Annotated in this window: 1 protein-coding gene; it reads right to left on the bottom strand. The window is 70.8% G+C overall.

What is annotated here, in order from left to right; genetic code table 11:
* A complete protein-coding gene (locus KIH74_RS28175; RefSeq protein ID WP_214159394.1) occupies positions 1 to 22,044 on the bottom strand; it encodes a WXG100-like domain-containing protein in 22,044 nt (7,347 codons plus the stop codon).
* Positions 22,045 to 22,118: the final 74 nt, after the last annotated feature.

Raw genomic sequence — 22,118 nt, 5'->3', positions numbered from 1 at the left:
TCACGGCCACGGGGTGTGCCTGCGGTGCACGATCCGGTTCGCGTCGTCGAACACCGCACGCACCTGCTCGTCCGTCATGCTCTGGGCCCGCACCGCGCGCATCACCCGGGTCAGGTCGTTGAGCAGGTCCTCCTGCCCCGCGGGACGGCCGGCCGGACCGCTCACCCGCGCGGCCAGCGCCGCCACCACCAGCCGCACGGCCTCGATCTGCACCGCACTCGCCGGGCGACCCTCGCGCAGGGCGAAAATGCCCTCCCGCACGTCGTCCTCGTGCAACGGACCGACCACGGCGTCGGCCTCCAGCGACCGGGCCACCGACCATCCGCTGCCTGGAGCCACCTCGAAAAGGACCGCCTCCTCGCCGGGCTCACCGAAACCCACCTCCCCGTCGCTGAACCGGAACGAGGCGCCGGACATCGTCGACAGGGCCGCCGCCAGCCCGGCGTCGACGTGCGAGGCCAGCAGCAGTGAACCGTCCAGGTCCGGCCCGATCTCGTCGAGCGCGGCCAGCAGCCCTTCCCGCACCTCCGGCCGGGCCACGTCGACGATCGCCAGCTGCCCCTCCTCGTCCACCCAGGCGATGACGTTCCTGGTCTCGCCCTGCCAGCGCACCGGGACCGGGTTCCAGGACCCCGGCCGGGTGTTCCCCAGATCCCACTGTGGATGGGCTGTTTCGGCCCGCTCGACCCGCACGGTGAGAGAATGACCCCGGCTGGCGGCGAACCGCTCCAGATCACGCCGGATCCGCAGCGCCCGGCGCTCCCCCAGGCCGGCCCCCCAGGTGACCACGACCTCCCGCACGTCGGACCAGCCCAGTGGCCCGTGCACCTGGGCCTCGAAGAAGGTTCCCAGCTCGCCCGGAGGCGCGGGGTCGTACTCGAAACCCGTTGCCTCAGCGAGCAGCCGGCGCACCTGAACCGGGTCGCCGAGCGCGATCAGGCTGTGCAGATCGTCGTGATCGGTGTATCCGTCAAGCGATTCATGACTGGGCAGCGGCGTGAAGGTCGAGCGCCGCAGGGCCGTTTCGCCGAACCGCAGAACGATCCCCGGGCCGCCGGGCATCCCGCCCGGATTTCTCCCCGGCATCAGCGCCGCATAGGAGGGCATCCCGGCCCGCTCACTCGCCAGGTACGTCTCCTGCTCCGGATCCGGCCGGAAAAGCACGTCACCGTAACCCATCCCGAGTTCCGCGGGCGCGCGTCGCACCGCCTGCGCAGGGTCCTCCTGCTGCCATGCGGTCGGGAAGACATCCCCGCGCAGCAGACGCCCGGCCGGGTCGGGATCCGCCGGCGTGACCGGATGGACCTGGCCCACGCCCCAGGACCGCACCAGATCGTGTGCCCGGTCGACGATCCCGGCCGCCGCCTCCGGCGGGTAGGTCGTGCCGTGCTCGCGGTTGAGCTGAGCGATGCGGTCGATCGCGGCCTGCCGCATCCGGCCCGCCCGGGCAGCACCGCGCCGGCGCCCCGACTCCAGCGCCCAGGCCTGCGAGGAGGTGAGCGACTCCCAGCCCGGACGATAGGCCGCCGACCGTGGATCGCGCAGTTCCAGCAGGCGCTGCCGGTCCGCCGGGGTACGGCGTGACCACTGCCACGGATCATCCGGATCACGTTGCTGTACAGAGCTTTCAGGGACGACGACGGCCCGCTCGCGCCCGGCGCCGTCCACCGGATCCGCCCCGGAAACCGTGAACGGCCCGGCGCCGGGCTCCTCACCCGGATCCCCGTCGAACTCCCCACCCGACTCCTGGTCCGACTCCTGGTCCGAGCCATCGTCCGACCCCTCGTCCGATCCCTCCTCCGATCCCTCGTCCGAGCCGACGTCCGACCTCTCGCCCGACTCCTGGTCCGACTCCTGATCCGAGCCATCGTCCGACCCCTCGTCCGATCCCTCGTCCGAGCCGACGTCCGACCTCTCGCCCGACTCCTGGTCCGACTCCCGATCCGAGCCATCGTCCGACCCCTCGTTCGACCAATCGTCCGAGTCGCTGTCGGACTCCTCGTCCGACTCCTCGTCCGACTCAGGAATCGTCGACAGAGGTGCTTCCTCCTCCTCGGAATCCGAGATCAGATCCGGCATCTCGTCGTCATCCGGATCCACCGCCGGACGCGAGGGTGAGCCGCCCGCCACCGGGACCACGGGCGTCCCCCCGTTGTCCCCGTCGCCCTCCGGGGACTTCTCCGGGGACTCCACCGGGGACTTCACCGGCGGCGGATTCAGGCCCGCCTCCGGCACGGGGACCGACGGATCCTCGGTGGCCCGCATCAGCACCGGGCTCACCACCCAGCGCGTGCCCCCGGGACCCCGGATCTCCAGCACCGCGACGGCCCGCACCCGGTGGCTCATCAAGCCACCGGCCTTGCCGACGAAACTGGTTCCGAAGCGCAGCAACTCGCGACGATGACTGTTGTCCGTCACCCGGTCGCCGGTGGTCACGGACACGCCACCCACCGGCACCGACAGGCCGCCGCTCAGATGCCCCGACATGGCCATGGCGGGCGAGAACCCGATGCTGACCCCGGTCTGGCCGGTCTGCTGCTCGAAACGGCCGTCGTTGTTCACCTCGATGCCGTCCACGGCCATGTTGGCAGCACTCTGCTCGACCTGGGCGCCGTAGAAGGTCATCCGCATGGTCGTGCCCGGAGTCTCGCGGCCGGACAGGACCGCCTCGCCGAACGGGCCGATCGCCATCGTCCCGGCGTCGATGAACCGGTTCAGCCGCACGAACATGCTCTCGTCCGCATCGCTGGTGGCCGGCAGCGAGTCGTCCGGGAGCCCCACCTCCTCCAGGGCCTCCCGGATCTCGGCGACTCCTTCGAGGCGGTACACCTGCACCGGCCTCAGCGGCCTCCACTCCCCCTGCGTCAGCGCGCTCGCGACCGGCCCGGGAAGATCGTCCAGGGTGATCGCGTGCTCGTGATCGGCCGGGCCGTCCAGGCTGCGCGCCGGGTCCTCCGGGCTCACGAAGGCCCGGAACTGCCGGGGGTTTTCGATGTCATCGGTCGCCGGTTCGCTTCCGGCCTCCTGGTTCCCGAGCCGCAGCACCACGTCGGCCTGCACCGTGCCGATCTGCCGGGTCCGGGGAGGGGCGCCCACCCGGGGCAGATTCACCCGCACGGCGTTCTGCATCGTGTTCACCAGGTTGAGCAGGGCCAGGCCGGCCAGCAGGACCGGCACCGGCACCCGCCGCACCACGGCGTCGACCGCCATCCGGGCCAGCACCGTCAGCAGCGCCTGCTGCAACGGCTGCGACTCCACCTCGACCTCGTAGTCGTGCCGCACGACGTACTCGCCGGAGTCGTGGAGACTCCGCTGCCAGGTGCGGTTCTCACGGTTGGACGTGCGGGCCCGGCTGATGTCGCTCCGGCTGCTCACGCCCACCGAGGGCGTCCACGACGCGCCGCCTCCCTCTCCGGTCAGGCGCAACCCGAGTTCGTGCGTCCTGGAACTGCTCTCGCCGATCCGTGTGACACCCGGCGATCCCAGCGACGTCCCGTCACCGGTGATGTGCGAGTCCACCTTGTCCAGGCCACCGACCTCGACCCGGCGCCCGCGCACCTCGTCCAGCCGGTCCGGGTCGGAGACCCGGGCCCGCAGCACGACCGTCACCAGCTGCGGCCCCCACCACGACCGGTGCACGAAGTGGAACCGGACCGCACCGTCCGGCCCCGGATTCACCAGGGTGCGCAGCCCGAGCGACGAGGCGTACTCGTTGATCCGGGTCAGCAGACCCGGCACGTAGGTCCCGCTGCCGGGCGTGAGGCTGCCCGGGGCCACCCCCTCCACCTGTTCCACGATCCGCGACTCGAAGGCGCTGCGGCCACCGGCCAGGTGCACTTCGGTGACCGCCCCGTAGCCGAGAGTCCCCCGGCTCTCGACATACCACGGCGGCAGTCGCTGATCCCGTTGCGTGGAGGCCGGTTTCGTCGGCGTGGCCAGGTCCGCGTACTCGAGATAGTTGTGCAGGTCGTGATCGACCAGGTAGAACTCGATGGCCTCCGGCAGCTCGACGGCCCGGCGTAACACCCTCTCTCCCAGCCACTGCGGCAGAGCCGCGTTGTTCGTACCGGAGCGGATCGTCACCACGTAGGTGAGCGAGCCGACGAAACGGTGTGCCTCCACGTCGTCCTCGACGGTCACCCGCATCACGCTGGTTCCGTCCGTGGACGACTCCGACTGCTGCTCGCTCCGCCCACCCGTGTAGCCGCCGGTCAGCGAAACAGCCGAGTTCAGCTCGCCCGAACCTGCCACCCCCGAGCGCACACCGTGGCTGGTGGCGGTGGTGCGGGTGGACGACGAGGTCGACTGGAGCCAGCGCTCGCCGTCCAGTTGAGGTGGTCTCGGCAGAGCCCGAACATCACTCATGTAGGCCTGAATCTCGATCTGGACATCGGTGCCGGCGGCCCAGCCGGCCGTGGCCACCCCCTCGACGACGTACCGGTCGCGCAGCATCCGCAGCAGGTTGCCGTGCAGGAACTCGGTCGACAGCGCGGTGTGCAGCACTTCCTGCCCGAATGATTCCGGGCTGGTCAGATCGGGCCCGACCGCGCTGTGCCAGGCTCCTCGGCCGGCGTCCACGAGGCCGCTGCCCAGCGCCCCGGCCCAGGACAGCAGACCGGTCGTCGGCGCGTCGGCCAGGGCGACGTAGGGGGCCTCGGGCTCGGTGTCTGTAGTAACGGCCGGGGCATCCGCCGCAACGCCCCGCAGCATCTCCTGCACCATCGCCTGGAGCTCACCCGCCCCCTCGATCCGGTCGACGAGAGCCGTCTCCGGCAGCACGAGGACGTCCGGGCCGTCCGAGGTGACCGAATCATCCGGTTCCGCAGGCAGTTCCACGGAACTGTCGCCGGTCCCCGTCCCGTCGACCAGGTCCACCGGATCGAACGATTCCTCGCTCCGCGACCCCTCCGAGGCCGGTGCGGCGAGCAACGGGATGCCCACCGACGGGCTGTCCAGGGCGGCCAGCTCCGGCAGCGACGCGTCCGAGCCGGAGGCCTCGACCCCCGGGCCCGGTGTCACATCGGCCTGGTGGGCGGACAGCGTCCCCAGGGCGGCGTCGTCCGCCGGGGTGACCGCGCGGGGTACGGCGGGCGTGCCCGGGCCCTGCGTGGACGGTGCTGCCAGCGTGCGGAAACGGGGGACGGCCAGGGTGATCGTTCCGGTCACCGGATCGAGAACCTCGACCTCACCGGAGTTCCCGGTCAGGCTCATCTCGTAGACGACCGGCACGGTGAACACGTCCGTGCCCTGCGAGGTGGGCCCGAGCAGGTAGTACTCGTGCCCGCTGCCCAGCGTCGAGGACCGGGTCTCGGTGCGCCCGTATGAGTATTCGAGGACCTGCGCCGACACGCTGGAGGCCGGCGTCACCCCGAAGCTGCCGGTCCCGTTCAGCGGGCTGGTCGAGAAGCTCTCCTCCCCGGGAAGACTGGAGCCGACGAAGTTCAGCGTCTGGGTCTTCGGCAGTGACCTGGTGTGCCGCACCACCCTCGCCGGATCGGTGGTGTCGTGGTCGCGCCGCACCCGCAGGTCGAGCGTGATCCGGTGCACGCCGAACACGCCGGGCACCTGGAACACCACGCGGCTGCCGCCCGACGTCGCGTCGTCCAGCGCCGTGCGCAGCGCGGCCCGCGAGCGGGCCTGGTCGAGCGCCCGCTGGTTGTGCAGCCGTGCGGCGGCCAGCGAGTCCGGGCCGATCAGGTTGCGTACGGCCGCGACCCCGGTCACCGAACGGCTCGGCCCAGTCTCCGCCGGGGGCAGGAAACCCCTTGCGCGCAGCAGGTTCTCGACCTGGTCGAAGAGCGCGCCGGTCCCGTCCACCAGCAGCGGCGTGGTGGACATGCCCAGGCTCCGCAGATGCAGGATCTCCGGGGGCAGGAACCGGCTGCCGCCCTCCCCCTCCAGGTGCTCGCGGCTGCCCGTCAGCAGCGTCACCGGATAGGTCGACGTGTTCAGCGCCGAGTTCCCGGCCGGGACCGTCGGCGATCCCTCGGGCCGCACCAGCTCCATCGTGAAGCTGACCCCGGTCGAGGCACGCGGCAGCCCCATCGCCGCCCGCAGCGAGCGCACCACCCGGGCGGTGCCGCCGGAGGAGAGACTGTGGGTGTGTCGCCGGCCGGTTCCCGCACCGAACGTCATCTGCCAGCCCGGCTCGTCCGGGTCGTCGGCGATGTCGAACGTCGCGGCCAGGTTGATCCCCTGGGCGTTGTCCGTGCTCGTGACCTGCTGATGGCGCAGGGCCCGCACGACGTACGACTCCAGGATCCCGTTGCCCACGACGGGTCCGGCCGGGGTCAGTTCCCCCAGGGTGGCCCGCATCCGCAGGTGCCCGACGACCGTCCCGGCCGAGTCGGTGAGCGTGGCGCTGGAGACGCTGCTGCCCCAGAGCATGAGGGGCAGATTGGCCCGCAGGGTCCCCTCGTCGAGGAAGGCCCGCACGTTCTCCCAGGACGTGCCGGAGAGGTCTTCCGACGTCAGGTCGAACGACGTGATGACGTCGCGCAGCAGACGATCGGCGGCGGGGAAGTTCTCGGCCTCCACCAGGGGCGCCACCCGCAGAGTCTCCGGTGCGGGAAGGTGGGCGGCCGTGGTGAGCGCCGATCCGGGAGCGGCCAGGTGCTCCGGCACCCAGACGTGCAGCCGGTCGGCTCCCGGCTCCAGCCGGTTCCAGCGGTCGGGCAGCGGGTTCCCGGTGACCAGGTCGGCCAGGCCGTGGTCCAGTCGCTGCATCTCCCACTGCATGTCGTAGGAGTAGACCCAGGACCTCTCCCGGCTGCGCAGGATCGAGTAGCTCTGGATGCTCACGCCGGTGTCCACCTGGGTGGTCACCCGGTTCACCGTGGCACTCAGCTGCGGGGTGACGGTGATACCCCGCAGCGAGTGCCATCCCACGGGGATGCTGAACGAGAGCTGACCGCTCGCCGACCGGCGGTTCGAGATCCGTTCCGTGCCGCCGATCTCGGGCTGGCTGAAGGTCCAGCGTTGCTCGGAGACCGGCGGTCCGTCCGCCAGCGGTTCCAGCCCGGTGTTCTCCAGCCGCGGCGAGGAGATCCGCATCCGCAGCACGACCGGGTAGTCGCGGCCGCCGTACCGGATCGGCAGGGCGAAACCGGACGACGAGAGCAGCGCCTCCCACCCGGTGCTCAGCAGCCGGGCCGTCAGGCCCTGCTCGACGGCGGCACGCAGACCGGGATCTTCCGGGCCGTCACCGGTGAGCTGCGCGATGACCTGTTCCCGCAGCCGGCGGACGGCCGGTTCGGGCACCGGGGCGATGTGGACGAGCGACCGGGCCCCGTTCCGCTCCTGGCCGAAACCCGCTACCGCGTCGGAGATCACGACGTCTTTCGGCGGCCCGCCGGGCGACTGTGGTCTGCCTCCCGGAAGTCCTTCCCGATGTAGCCCGAGCGATTCCACCACGGCGCGCACGTCGCTCTCGACCGTCTCGACGGCCTGCCGTGTAACCGGGCCGCCGGCGCCGGCCACCTCGTGCAGCAGCACCGCTGCCATCGGCACCAGAGCGTCACGCAGCAGCCCGGCACCCGGATCGCTGGACGTTCTCAGCGAAAGATGATGCCCGGAAGCTCTTCCCACGATCGTCGCGGCGACATCATGCAGCTCTGAACGGCGTTCCGGGGGCAGGGCGTCCAGGATCTCCCGCGCCCGCCGGGCCCGGTCCTGCATCCACTCCTGACGTCGTCCGGCGAATTGCTCCGTTTCCTGCCGATTCTGGGTGACCTCGTCGAGTCCCGCGAGAACCGGGTCCGCGGTCACCTGCGCCGGCTCCCCGGTCACGGCGGCCCGCAGATCCGCCCGGCTCGGATGCGGCGTGTGCACCAGCACGGCGGCCACGTGATGCCACAGCTCCTCCAGCACCTCCGAGGGATCGGTGCCCGTGACGCCGACGTCCTCGGCCAGCGCGAGCATCGCGTCCTGGCTGGGCACGACCCGGAAGAGACCTGGCACCGCGAGCCGTTCGATCGTCTCCAGCACCGGCTCCCAGTCCGTGGTGTCGGCGTCGAACCAGATGCCCATCGCCCGGTTCTGCTCGACCTGGGTCACCGATTCCTGACGGGGAGGCGGCGCCAGGTCGACCGGGATGTCCAGGCCCTGGGCGTCGAGCAGCCTCCGGAGCTCAAGACTCAGTTCCTGGGCCTGCGCCCGGCTGATCGAGCGGGCCGGGGCGCTCTCGTCCAGCCCCCAGCCCACCACGATCCGGGTGACGTCGGTCCAGCTCACCCCGCCGTGGATCTGTGCCTCGAAATACCCTCCCTGGCTGACGATCCCGCCGCGCCGGGCCTCGGCCGCCATCTGCCGGTCGTACTGGTGGCCGGACGCCTCCGACAGCACCCGGCGCACCGCCGCGTCGGTGCCCGAGCTGAGCAGCACGTGCAGATGGTCCTGGTCGGTGTACGTCTCCGGCGCCCGGAAGCTGTCGTTCGCGGTGTAGGTGGTGCGAGCCCGCACGTCATCGTTCAGATACAGCACCGTGGTGCCGTAACTGGCGGCACCATTGGTGATTCCGGTGGCCGCGAGTGATCCGTACATCGGCATGCGGGTGGATTCCACAGCCCAGTAGCGGGTCTCCGGAACGCCCCTGCGGGTCGGCCTCTGCTCGGTGCGCATGTTCCCGAGATAGCCCATCCCGGCCTCGATCCGGCCCCGGTTGGTCACGCCCTCGTCCGCGGCCGCGCCACCGAGGTGCTCCCAGAACGTCGCGAACCGTTCCTGGCCGGCCAGGGTCTGGATCAGGGTGGTGAACGTTCCGTCGTCCCCCCGAACTGTCAGGCCGGGATTGATGTTCCGCACGATCGGGCGCTCGCGCAGGATACCGACCGCCCGCTCGATGATGGCGTCCATCACGGCCTCGTCGTCCACCGGGTACTCGGTTCTGAGGCGCGTGTTCAGGCCGCGCACACGGTCGCGCACGTCCTGCACCGCCCGCGCCTGCCGTGCCTCGCCGCGCAGCCGCGCCGACACCAGGGCCCAGAGCTGCACGTCATCGAGCCCCACGTACTGCGGGCGGTGCTGCGGGGAGTCCGGGTCGCGCAGGGCCGCGATCAGCTCCAGGTCGCCGGGGCGGGGCAGCTCCCAGTCGGTGAACTGGGCCGGATCACGCTCGTGCGTGCGGTCGTCGGTCGCCAGGACCCGCTCCGCGGCTGCGGCATCATCCGTTTCCTCGGCAGCGTCCGTTTCCTCGGCAGCGTCCGTTTCCTCGGCAGCGTCCGTTTCCTCGGCAGCGTCCGTTTCCTCGGCAGCGTCCGCGTCAGGCGCCTGCTCATTGTCCGGCGCCTGCTCACCGTCCGGCGCCTGCTCACCGTCCGTGCCCGGTTCCTCGTCCGTGCCCGGTTCCTCGTCCGTGCCCGGCTCCTTGTCCGTGCCCGGCTCTTCATCCGCGTCCCGCTCGTCCGCCGGCTGCACCTCCTGCGTGCTCTGCTCGTCACGCGGCAGGTTCACCGGCCGCCGCAGCTTGTCGCCGAGGTACGTGCCGGGCGGGTCCTCCCCCTCCGGCCCCTCCGCAAGCCCCAGGGCCTCGCGCACCCGGGCGGGCAACGGCACCACCTCGGGCGGCAGCCCGTCGAAACTCAGCCGACGGTCCGACACCGTCACCAGGTGCTGCCGCACGGCGGGCAACGACAGCAGGACGTCGAACACCACCTTCCAGCCGGTCTCCGGGTCGGGAAGCCGGGCCATCGCCGGAGCCACGTCGGTCAGGTCCAGATCGCCCCGGCGGTTGTGCAGACTGCGCACCAGCGTCGCCGCCACCGACGTCAGGACGTCCGGCGTCTCGTCCCAGGTGTAGGGCGCCGGCGGTGTGCCCTGTCCCTGGCCCCAGCTGAAGTCGTTACCACCCTCGACCGAGTTGATCACAGGCAGCCTGCTGCGGCCGCCCAAGGAGATCTCGTCCCCGTTGAGAGGATTCTTCAGCTTCGTCATGAGGTCCGGTCCGGTACGCCCCATCACCGAGTTGCGCCGGACGCGCTCGTTGGGAAACCGGTTCATGAACGCTTGCACCTCATCGCGGCCGTCATACATCGTGATGGCGACGAAGGACGACTGTTCCTGACCGTAACGTCCGTCGATCAGCCCCAGATACTGCCGCACTACCTGGTTGCCCCGGGTCGCCACCATGGCGGAATTGTTGTAGCCGTAAGGGGTCTGGTAGTGAGCGAACCCGACCGTCCCGAGCTCGGACCAGGGTCCGGGCAGCCCCTTGGCCAGGTAGCCGGACTCCAGCTCGTCGTCGCCGTCCAGATACAGCCCACCGAACCGGTTCAGCAGTTCCAGCCGCACGATGTCACTCGCCGCCGCATAACCCCGCCCCTGACGCTTGGCCAGCTCCTGAAGAAACGGTCCCTGCAACGTCATCGGGTCGTCGGCGTGGAAGATCTCGTGCACGCCGACCACCGAGATCCCTTGCCGTGCGGCCCAGGACAGCATCGGCGCCAGCGGCCCACGGAACCCGCTCCGCCCGTCCGCAGCCGCCTGCACCTCCTGGCGGGAGCGGTCCGTCACCAGAACCTTCTGCCCGGGAAACGCCTTCGCCGACTTGGTCGCCGTCTCCAGGTACTTCGACCCCGCCGCCAGCGGGTCGCCGAACCAGACGAGGAACAGCACGTCCGGTGCCACCTCCCGGTCCGGCCCGGCATGCAGGTTCGGGTCGTCCGTCAGCGCGCCGACGTCCAGGGGCCGATCGGGCTCCGGGCCCTTCATGTCCATCGCCCGCAGCAGCGAACCCACCTTCGCGGTCGGCACATCCGCCAGCTTCAGCCCGGCCAGCGCACGCGGGGGACGAGACGGCTCGCGCACCCCGAAAACGTCTGGTCCCAGTGACACCTGAACCTCACGGGAGGACGCCGCCTCCGGCCGGACCCGTTCCAGCAGCCGACTTCGCAGATCCGCCTCGGGGACCGGGGTCTGCACCGTCACCCCGGCCGGCACCACGACCGTGGCCCTCCGGTCGACGGGTGAGGAGATCCCTTCCGGCTCCGGACCGGCGGACAGCAACCATCGCACGCCGATCTCGATCTCCCACCGGACCTGCACGACCCGGGTCCGGCCGGGCGGCGCCTGATGCGGAACCGGCTGTTGCGCACCTGTTCTCGCGGTCATCCGAAGACTGATCTCCCGGGTGCCCAGCATCCGGCGCTGCTGCCGGAAGGTTCCGGTCAGCACGCCGTCCCCGGCCAGCGCCGCTCGCAGCGCGTCCTCGGTGATCAGGGCCTGGACGCCCTCCTGCGCCTGCCTCGCCCGGTCCTCGCCGCTGGACAGGCCACCGGATGCCAGGAGAACGGCTACCTGCTCGTGCAGCCTGTCCACGCCGCCGATCCCCGTCACCTCCTGCCCGGGGGCGAGCTCCACCAGAGGGGCGGTCCGCCCCGCAGGCCCGGCCCCGGTCTGCGCCGGAACAGTATTTTCCCGAACCGGTCTCGCAACCGAGTGGCGTCCCCGCCCCTGAGTTCCCACCGATCCGGACGGGTCGATCAGGGCGTCGAGGGTACGGCTGCCGCCGGACATCCGGTTCATCCGTTCGGTCTCGACGTCCTGCCCGTCCTGCCCGTCCTGCCCGTCCAGACCGTATCCGCCGGACTCCGGGCCGAAGACGATCCGGCTCCCGTCCTCGTCAGCGGCGAACCGCACCCCTTGCTCCCCGGTGCGCGGCCCGGGCGCGACGAGCTCGTCCGGCACCCGTGGCTGCCGGAACCACTCCGGGTCCGAGTCGGAGGATTCCGAGTCGGACGACCAGGGCGAATAGCGGTCATCGGAATCGGACCCGTCCTCACCGTCGCGGCCCTCGGCGAACACCAGCCGCTGCTGGCCCTGGCTGTCGGGTGCCAGGCTCACCCGCAGGTTCTGCGTCGCCGGACCGGGTTCCAGCGCCCCGGCTTCCAGGTCATCGTTCTCTTTCGTCTCCTCGAAATCATCTATCCAACGTGGACTCTCGGCCGATGGACGCGTCGTCTCGTCGTCCTCAGGATTCCCCTCAACGGCAGCAGCCTGCTGCGGCGCCACGGCCACCGGGAAGAAGCCCGCAGGGACGTCCAGGTCCGGATCGGCGAGGATCTCCGTGAGCCTGCGGTCGGCGATCCGCCCGATCAGCCCCTGCCACACGTCGAACACCAGGTGCTGCCCGGGCAGGGCCGGCCCGGTGATCCCGAGTCGCACGTCGAAGGCGTAGTAGTGGTAGGTCTCGGACAGTTCCTCGTTGCGTTCCAGAATGTTTCCGGAGTCCGCCCCGGCCTCGTCCTCGTTCTCCCAGTTCTTGCCCAGCCCCGCTTCGGACTCGGCGATCCCGAATCCCGTCTGCGGTCCGCCGATCAGTTTGAGGCCGAGTTCCTTCCCCCTGCCCTTGATCGCCACGACCTCGGCGGAGCTGTCGCCCTGGACGTAATCCCGCCCCTTGAGCCTGGTCTCGGCCAGCTTCTCGGCCCTGGTGATCACCATGCCGACCCGGATGTCACCACCGGCGTGCGGAATCACCACCCCGAACGCCGCCAGATCCGCCAGACGCGAACGCAGGTTGTTCGACCGGGTGCTCTCGCCCAGGCGCATGCCGGAGGGCGTCGCCGCCTCCGTCCCCGGCGGCGGGCCGAAGAGCAGCAGGTTGCCCAGATAGCCCTGCAACCGGTCCGGCCTGCGCACCACGAACGGCGCCAGGTCCTGGATCAGGCTGCCCGCGCCGAAATCCACCTGCTGCATCGCCGCGGCCAGCCGGCCGCTCAGGACGTCGGGTGCGAGATCACCCAGCCGCACGTCCGTGGCCTGGGCCATGCGCCGGCCGTTCACCGCGACGCCCTTCTCGCCCTCCTTCGTCACGTGTTCCGGTACCAGCAGGCGCATCTGGCCGGGTACCCGTACCGCAGGAGCCTCGCGCAGTGACCGCAGGGCGAAGCCGAGCGACTCCATACCCCAGCCCGGGTGGGCGGCGTCCGTCTTCAGCACCGCGGCCCGGGAGACATCGAGCAGGTCGCTCAGTCCCGGCGGCAGTTCCAGGAAACTGGTGACCCTGACCTGGAAGCTGACCCGGTGGTTGAACTCGTAGGAACCGTCCTGCATCGTCGTGCGGGAGATCCGTTTGACGTCCGTCGCCGAGACGTTCTGCTGCCCGGTCACCGAGTCCCAGCCGCCCTCCAGCCGGGCGCCCCCGAAACCCTTTGCACTGTAGGCAAGACCGAGCGCGGACGCCTTCAGGCCGAGTGACCGGGTGCGCTTGTCCTTCTTCGTCTCTCCACCGAGCCCCTGGCTGCGCAGCATCAGCTTCGCATCGGGCCGGTGCCGCACGTCCCGGGTCGGCTCCAGATCGGCCGACACCGACACCGCGACGTATCGGGTGGCACCGAGTTTCCGCTTCAGCGGCATCCACGCCGTGATCCCGGTGTTGAGCAGGGCGAGATGCTGACGCGACAGCGCTTCCGGCCCGAACGCCGCCCGGAGGAAGTCGTCGACCGACGTCGCTCCCTTCAGGTCGGCCCGTCTCAGGGCGCCGATCCGGTCCAGGGCCCTGCGCACCGCCGGCAGAACCGCTGTCGCGTCGACCATTTCGGCGTGTGACGAGGCGACCCCCAGATTGGGGTGCAGATAGGTCCGTGGCACCCGGGGATACCGCTGCCGGTCGCTCAGCCGGGTCTGGTCACTGTCCCCCAGAGGCAGATCCATGCCACTGGCCAGACGTTCGGGAAGCATGAAGTCCACGGCGCCCGCCAGCGAGACGAACACGGCCGGGCCCGGTACTGCCGCGCCGTCCCTGATCATCTCCATCCGCACCACCAGGTCCGAGCGGAAGGAGTGCACAGCGCCCGAATACGTCGCCCGGGTCACGTCCGAGGCACCGGCCTGCCGGTCCTCCTCACTGCTCCACTTCATCCCGCCCTGCACCTGCACCTGCGCCTTGAACTGGTCCCGGCCCTCCAGACCGTGCTCCTCGTCGTCCTGGTGTTCGCCGTGCTGCTGCGTGCCACTGTCCGGCCGGAGTTTGAACCGGGGGCCGAACAACAGCGAGGCCCCGAGACGGTGGGACGACGAGGACCCGTCGGCCAGGCGCGACGTCCCGCTGGCGTAGTGCTCCAGCTCCACCTCCTCGTGCTTCTTCAGGTGCCCGGCCTGTTTCAGGCCCATGTTCATTCGCAGGCTCCACCGGTCGTCGATGCGAACCGTCACACCCTCGCGCGAGAACCATTCGGACAGGCGACTTTCCACCTCCTTCGACCGCAGTGCCTGCCGCACCCCGTCCGGGACGTCCCACATCACCGACGGGTCCGGAGATCCGGTCTGCCCGGCCACCACCCCCGCCGCCACGTGAATCACCTGGTCCAGGCTGATGATCCGCGCATACATGCCCGGTGCTCCCGGCGGCACCCGAACCAGGTCACGGGCCAGCTCGGGCCCGCCCCGGGTCAGGCCGCCGACGTCCGTCGCGGGAGGCTGCGACGCGGTGGGCGCGTGCTCCGGTGGGATCACCAGCTTGGCCACGACATTCGGCCCGGCGACCGTGTCGTCCTGAAGAGTCCCGGGAACCTCACGCCCCTGGAGATCGGTCCACCGCACGCGGATCCGATAGCTGATCGGCTTGTCCAGCTCGGTGACCGTGCTCTCGGTCTCGGTCCGCCGGTATCCCTTGCCCGACAACGACAACGACAACTTCTCGCTCGTGCTGCGGCCGCCCCCGAAGGTGATCTTGCCCAGCTCCAGCGAGACGACCTTGCCCAGGGTGAACCGCGCCCTGCCGTTCACGCCCAGGTCCCAGGAGGAGACCGTGTCACGCGATCCGGAGACCGAGGCCGCGTTCACCACCCGGTTGTTCACCGTCAGGTCGTACTCCCGGTGCCGGCGCGTGGGGCCCATCTCGGCCTCGACCAGAACCTCCAGACGACGGCTGCCCAGATCCGCGCGATAGACGATTCCCGAGAGGACGTGCTCGAGGTCGGACTCCAGCGCGGAGGTCCCGAACACCAGGTCCAGTTCACTCGTCACCTGGGCCCACTCGGCCCGCCTCGTCACGTCCTGCGTGACCCGTGCCCAGCGGCGCAGGGCCACGACCTGAGCATGCACCGCCGGCCAGCGGGCGAACGCCGTGGGGTCGGTGCTGTAGCTGTCGCGGACCATCTCGTGGATCCGGGCAAGCACCCGATCCGACCCGGGCAGCCGGATCCCCTGTCCCAGGCCGGTTCCCCGGCCCGAGGCCATCGGGGCCGGCTCCGGCGGGCCCAGGTACGGAGAGTCGGCCTCCCCGGCCGCCGTCTCCTCCGGGACGTTCAGGAGAGCGTCCTCGAAAGCCGTCCGGTCATCGGCCGGGAGCAGCACCTCCGCGACGAAGTCCGCCGTCCGGGGCTCGATCTTCCCTCGGGATCCGAGGAACTCGACTGTGAGCACCCCGCGCACCCGGTAGCGCGCCATCTCGCCGTTGCGCGTGAGCGTGAGCTTCGGCAGCGTCGTCGAGCCCGTGCCCATGCCGTGCGACCGGGACCATCCCCACGACCCGATGCCCTGGGCGTATCCCTTGGTCTCCGACACGTCCGGCGCGATACTGCCACCCTGGGCCCCCAGCCCGAGCGCCGAGTGGCCGCCGAAAGTGCGCTCCTCGTGCTGGCTGTCGTCCGGTCCGAGGTCGTCCCGGATCGCGGCGGTCGAGGTCGCCTCGTAGCGGATCCTCTCGATCTTCAGGGTCACCCGGGGAACGACGTCCAGATCGTGCCGGAAGGCACCGCGGCTCGCGCGGGCCCGGCCGCCGTTCAGCCCACCGGCCAGCAACAGAGTCGCGCGGTTCTTGAGGGCCTGCTCACCCAGCACGGTGTCGAGGGCCTCGGTCATGTACTCGGCGATCGCCTCCGGCTCCATCCCCAGCTCACGAAGCGCCGACTCCATCTCCCGGGTGAGATCTTTCGTGTCGATGGCATTCAGCACCAGGTGGAAATCGTTCACCGCGCGGGCCTGCTCGCCCGGCACCTCGCGCCACTCGTCCCAGGAACGGTCCGCCAGCTCCTCGCCCGGCTCCGGATCAGCACGATCCAGGAAGCTCTCCGGCATCGGGACCCGCACCACCCCTTCCAGCAGATTCGTGTGCGGTGCCGGTGAACCGTCCACGAACATCTGGATGTCCAGGGCCGCGTCGAAGCTCTGGAGTCCCCGCGAGATCGCCTTGCGGCCGGCGATCAACTGCCGTTTCCAGCCCTCCCGGTGCCCGCTCGAGGTGGTGAACATCGGTACCGGCGTCGGTACCAGCAGCGAGTGGGCCACCCCGCTGGTGGGGAAGGAGAACAGAAGGCTCTCGCCCGCCTCCCACAGGGTCGTCGTGTCCCGGGTCTGCCCTCTGGAGACCGTCATTCCCCCGAAGGACACCGGATACTTCCGCGCCGCGCTACCTTTGACCGGAGCGACCGGCCGGAACGCGGTGAGCACCGGTCGCAGCGAGATGGTCTTCCCCTCCGCCTCGAACCACATACCCTGGTGCAGCAGATCGGTCCACCGGTCGATGTCCGTCGCCGGTTCGGCTATCAGCGTGGCGGCGTCGGCACCGGTCAGAGCCGTGGTCAGACGATCCAGCACCTCGTCCCGGATCTTCGCGTCGCGCCCCGGGTCCGTGTCGAAAACCACACCCTCGACGACCTGCTCGGCCTGGTTGCGGGCCAGGGACGGCCTGCTGAACAGGCTGACGCTCTCGATCGCCGTGTCACCCAGCGCACCGTGTTCGGTGTACCAGGGTGCCCGCACGTCGGGACGCCCGGCGAGGAGACTACCGGGACGCACCACCACCATGCTGAGCCCCACGTCACTCAGATCCTCGCCCGTGGGTTCGAACACCCGGTCACCCGGCGCTCGCTGGGTCTCGACCCATGACACGCCGTCCGTCGTCCTCCAGAGCAGGAGAACATGTTTGGGACGATTGGGCGCCTGGGTGTGCACGAAGGCGACCGAGCCCACCGGCTCGGACATCAGTGCCTTCTCCGCCTTCTCCCTGGAAGCCACCGGACGGAATCCCGGCGCGTCCAGAATCTCCAGGAGATCACCCAGCACCGGCGACATCGCCCGGTCGTCCAGGCTCCGCCTCCCGGCCCCGAGACCGCGGGCGACCGAGATGGCCCGGGCCACACAGTCGGTCAGGACCTCCTCGTCCTCCTGCACCGGAACCGAGCCGCGCCGCTGCGGCGTCGCATCCGGCCGTGCCCTGGGGCCGAACGGGATCAGCCAGTCGTCGACGGCCTCCTTCACCTCATCGAGCGTCCTCGGGCGGGCACCCTGCGACCGGGCGAAGGCCGTGGCGACGTCGGTCACCCGCCGGGACTTCCCCTGCGCCTCGGCGTCCACCGCCCCCGTTCCGTGGGTCGCCGTCGAGGTCGAGGGGTCGATCAGTGCCTGGGCCTGCGACGAAAGTTGCTGAATCGGGCTGGGGTCGACCGGTTGCCGGAACTTGTCACCGACCCACTGCCCCTCCGCCCCGTCCTCCATCCCCAGCAGGTCACGGGCCCGGCGGGGCAGCGCCACCTCCGGTTCCAGCCCTTTACCGTCAGCCGTCATCCGCAGATCGGTCACCGTCCTCAGACGCGCCCGCACCTCCGGAATCTCCAGCAGGACCTCGAACAGGGCGTCCCACGCCCGGTCCGGATCGGGCATCCGGGCCATGACCACCGCCACCTCGGTCAGGTCGAGATCGCCGTCGCGGTTGTAGAGGCTGCGCACCAGCGTGGCCGCCGCCGAGGTCAGGGCGTCCGCGGCCTCCGCCTCGGAGAAATTCGCAGAGACGACGGAACCGTTTCCGCCCCAGCTAAAATCGTTACCCGGGGTCACTCCCGCGAGTTCCGTACCGGTGATGCCGGCGACGTGCACCTGCTCGACCTCGGCATCGTCCGGTGCCGGGTCCGGGTCCGGGTACTCCAGCAGCTCCATCACGTCGGGCCCGGTACGCTCCATCACCGAGTTGCGCCGCACCCTCATCCGCGGCCAGCTGAGCTCCCCGACCGTGTCCTCGAAGGTCCTGTTCCCCGAGAGTGTCAGCATGCTGTCCTGAGTCTTCTGGTACTGACCCTGAATCAGATCGAGGTACTGCTGCACCATCGGGTTCTCACGGGTGGCCAGGAGAGCCGAGTTGGTGGGGTTGCCCTTCATCCGCTGCGCCGCGAACCCCAACCGGTCGAGGCCCTGCCAGAGACTCCCCTGATACCCCTCCGTCAGTACGTCGTCGCCGTCCAGATACAGCCCACCGAAACGCTTCAGCAGTTCCAGCCGGGTGATGTCGCTGGCCGCCGCGTAGCCACGGCCCTGCCGCTTCGCCAGCTCCTGCCGGAACGGGCCGTGCAACTGCATCGGCTCACCGGCGTGGAACAGCTCGTGCACCGACACGACAGCGACGTCGTTGTCCCGCGCCCAGTTCAGCATGGGAGCCAGAGGACCGACGAAATGACCGTTCTCGTCCCGTGCGGCGGCGACCTCGGACCGCGATCGGTCCGTCACCAGAACCTTCTGCCCGGTGAACCGCTGCGCGGACTGCGCCGCGGTCGACAGGTACCGCGCACCGGAAGGGGTGGTGCCCAGCGGATCGCCGTACCACACGAAGAACAGCACGTCCGGCGCCGAGCTGTCGCCGGGCCCCGGGTGCACCGTCTCGGCCTCGGCCAGGTCCGTCACCGCGATCGGGCGTGCCGGGTCCGGTGCTGTCAGGTCCATCGCCCGCAGCAGCGAGGCCACCTTGTTCGTCGGCGCTTCTGCCTGGGTGACACCGGACAGGATCGCCGGTGCGGCCAGAGGCTCGCGAACACCGAAGACATCGGGCCCCAAGGACTTCTCGTGGCTGTCACTCGTCCGTTCGGGGCGAATCCGGGAGCGCAGGTGATCCCTCAGGTCACGCCGCACCGGCGAGCGCCTGATCGCGACGGCACCCGGTATCGTGGCCCTCAGTGTTTCGCCGGCCCCCGGCCGCCGGGCCGGGCCGATCTCCACCTGCCAGGTCAGCGGAACCACCTGGCGCTGATTCTGCCCCGGCGACACCTGCCGGGCCGTGGGAAGGGTGGCGCGCAGCCGCACCAGCATCTCGCGAGAGCCACCGAGACGCCGCTGCTGAGTGACGTTTCCGGAGACGACGCCCCCGTTCCGGGCCAGGGCGGCCCGCAGGGCGTCGTCCGCGACCAGGGCCTCGACCTCCGCCCGGAACGCCGCGGCCCGCCGCTCGTCACCCGACATCTGCACACCGCCGAGCAGAGCCCGCACCTGTGCCCGCACCTGGTCGCCGTCGGGCACGGCCTCCACCTCGTGCCCGGCCGGGAGCACGAACGGCGTTGCCTCGAGCACTGTTTCCACCCGGCCGGGGGTGGACGCCGGGGCCCGCCTCGATCGCGACCAGAGGGCACCGGTGCCGGTACTGGTGGAGGGGTCGATCAGGGCGTCCACCGTGCGGCTCGCTGGTTCCCGTCCAACGGTGGACGGCGAAAGCAGGCCCTTCCTGACCTCTTCCGTCGCCTTCTCCACGGGCTGCACCGGTGAGGACGTCTCGATCGCCGGCAGGTTACCGGGCGGGGCGGTGGGTTCCAGAGCAGCCGACTCCAAGGCAACCGAGCCCACCCGGGCGGCGGATTCCGGGTCAGTGGACTCCGGGACAGCGGACTCCAGGACAGCGGACTCCAGGACAGCGGACTCCAGGACAGCGGACTCCAGGACAGCGGACTCCAGGACAGCGGACTCCAGGACAGCGGACTCCAGGACAGCGGACTCCAGGACAGCGGACTCCGGAACCGTGGACTCCGGAGCGGTGCGGTTACGCCCGGAACGCCTGACCGGCAACGCCCCCATCCCCGGAGCCGTGACCGCGGAGGCCGGACGACTGGCCGAGGTTGTCGTGGAGCTCGTAGCGGTGGGCGTCGTTGTCGGCGTCATGGCGGGCGGCGTTGTCGGCACAGTCGGCGCTGCGGTGGATGTCTGCGCGGACGAGATGGTGGAGTCCCCGGCTCCCGCCGAAACCCTTTCCGGGCCGGTGGATCCCTCTGCGGCCGAGACTGCGTCGGCCGACGGCACCTGCGCTTCGGGGACGCTCACAGTCACGGGTGCGATGGGCGACCCAAGGTCCGGGCCCGGGCTGGCCAGGGTCGGCGATGCCGTCGGCGAGACGGACGGCGTGACCGGCGCCTCGGTGGGCGCGATCGTCACAGCCGGGGACGAGGCGTCCGGCGACACCGACGACTCGGGCGAACCGGCCCGCGAACCGCCGGCCGGACCCACCGGACCGGCGACCGGCGACGTACTGCCCTGAGCCGACGAACCGGTGGCGGAATTCGGCGAACCTGCGCCATACCCGGCCGAACTCGTGGTGGAGCCCGGCGAACTCGTCGTGGAACCCGCCGAACCCACGACAGAGCCCGGCGAACCCGCGATGGAACCCGCCGAACCCACGACCGAGCCCGGCGAACCCGCGGTGCCGGAGACTGGGGAACCGGTGGCCGCAGCCGGCGACGCAGCGGACGGTCCCGAACCTCCCATGGTCGGGAACGAAGACCCGGTAGGGGAAGTCGACGATCCGGTGCCGGGGGCAGACGATCCGCTCGCCGGTGCGGGGGAACCCGTCGAGGCGCCCGACATCATGGTCGAAGGGGTGGACGAGCCCGTCGATGTTCCCGGAACCTCCGGGGAATCCTGCGTCACGGCCGGCGACACCCCCGGAGTGCCGGACGCCGATACCGGCACGGAAGACGGATCCGCCGTCGCACCGGGGGAGGCCGACGACGCGGACCCGACTGGGAGGTCCGAGGACGCCTCCGCGCCGGTTGCTTCCGGAACATGTGACGAGACAGATGATTCCGCAGACGCGGTGAACGCGTCGGCCGCGCCCGAGGAACCCGTCGCGCTGGTGTCCGACGACATCCCGCTGCCGTCCGACGCAGCCGGCGACGCCGAATCGTTTCCGTCTCCGCCCAGATCCGGGCCGGAGGTCTCCAGCGAGACCCCGGTCGCGGCGTCCTCGCCGTCCCCGGAGGCCGTTGCCCCCGGCGTCCGACCGGATCCCGCCGACGCGCCCCCCGCCCCTCCTCCCCCGCCACCTCCGGACGTGGGATCAGCGACGGCCCCTGACACGGACGGCAGCGCCCCACCGGTGGCCGTCAGGTCGGGCGCGTCCCCCGCCCCCACGGCGTCGGCGTCGATCTCCCCGACCGTCGGGGCGTCCACGTCGACGCCCGCCGCCCGGCCCAGGGCCTGGCCGGCGAGCCCTGCGGAATGGCTCGCGGCACCGGTGAATCCGCCGGACAGGGCCGACCAGCCCAGGTCGGAGGCGTCCCCGCCGAGCGGCAGCGTGGCCAGGCCGACCCCGACCTCGGTGGCCGCCTCCACCGCGGCCGCACCGGCCAGCCGGGCGCCGGTGGTGCTCTTCACCTTGTCCGAGATGTATTTCGATCCGGCGGCGTGCATGCCCTGGCCCATCACACCACCGACCGCGCCGAAGGCTGCCGAGTAGCCCAGCGACGTCCAGTCCAGTCCGTGCCGGTTGCCCTCGGCGATCTGGATGCCCTGGGCCAGGGCGTCCTGGAACATCTCCTCGACCGCCTCGCCCGCCGCCCACTTCCCGATCCGCGCCGAGTAGGTGGCGATCTTCGCGGCCCGCCCGAGCAGGTGCTGCGTGCGCAGGGCCAGGCGGCGCAGGATCCGGATGACGGCGGCCCGCCCCGCCGCGACGATGGCCGGGGCCGACAGGGCGGTGAACGGGTTGGACAGTGCCGCGAGGATCTCGGCCCCGAAGAAGGCCAGTTCGATGATGATCGAGTACTTGGCGTTCTCCACGTCCAGCGCGAACTGGCGCACCAGGTCGGCGGTCGCGGAGGTGGCGTCGCCGAGGCCTTCGCCGCTCTTCGCCAGCTCCTGCCCGTACCGGGCGAAGGCCCGGCCGACCGTGCCCTCCACGCTGTCGACCGCGTGGCTGATGGCCGACTGGAACTGCCCCGCGGAGTCGATCCGCCCGGACAACCGGTCGATCTGAGCGGCGATGTGACGCAGCTCGTCCTCGTCGCCCTTCGGCCAGTTCTGCCCGCACAGCAGCAGAAACACCCAGTCGAGCTCGTCGGGGACGGTCAGGCTCATGCTCGCGCTTCCTCAGAACCGTTGATTCGCAGGGAAAGCCGTGGCCACCCCCGCAGGAGGTGGCCACGGCCGGG

The organism is Kineosporia corallincola (genome assembly GCF_018499875.1).
In the GTDB taxonomy this organism is placed as follows: Bacteria; Actinomycetota; Actinomycetes; order Actinomycetales; family Kineosporiaceae; genus Kineosporia; species Kineosporia corallincola.
The sequence above is the reverse complement of the archived record's forward strand: the minus strand, read 5'-3'. Positions and strand labels throughout refer to the sequence as shown.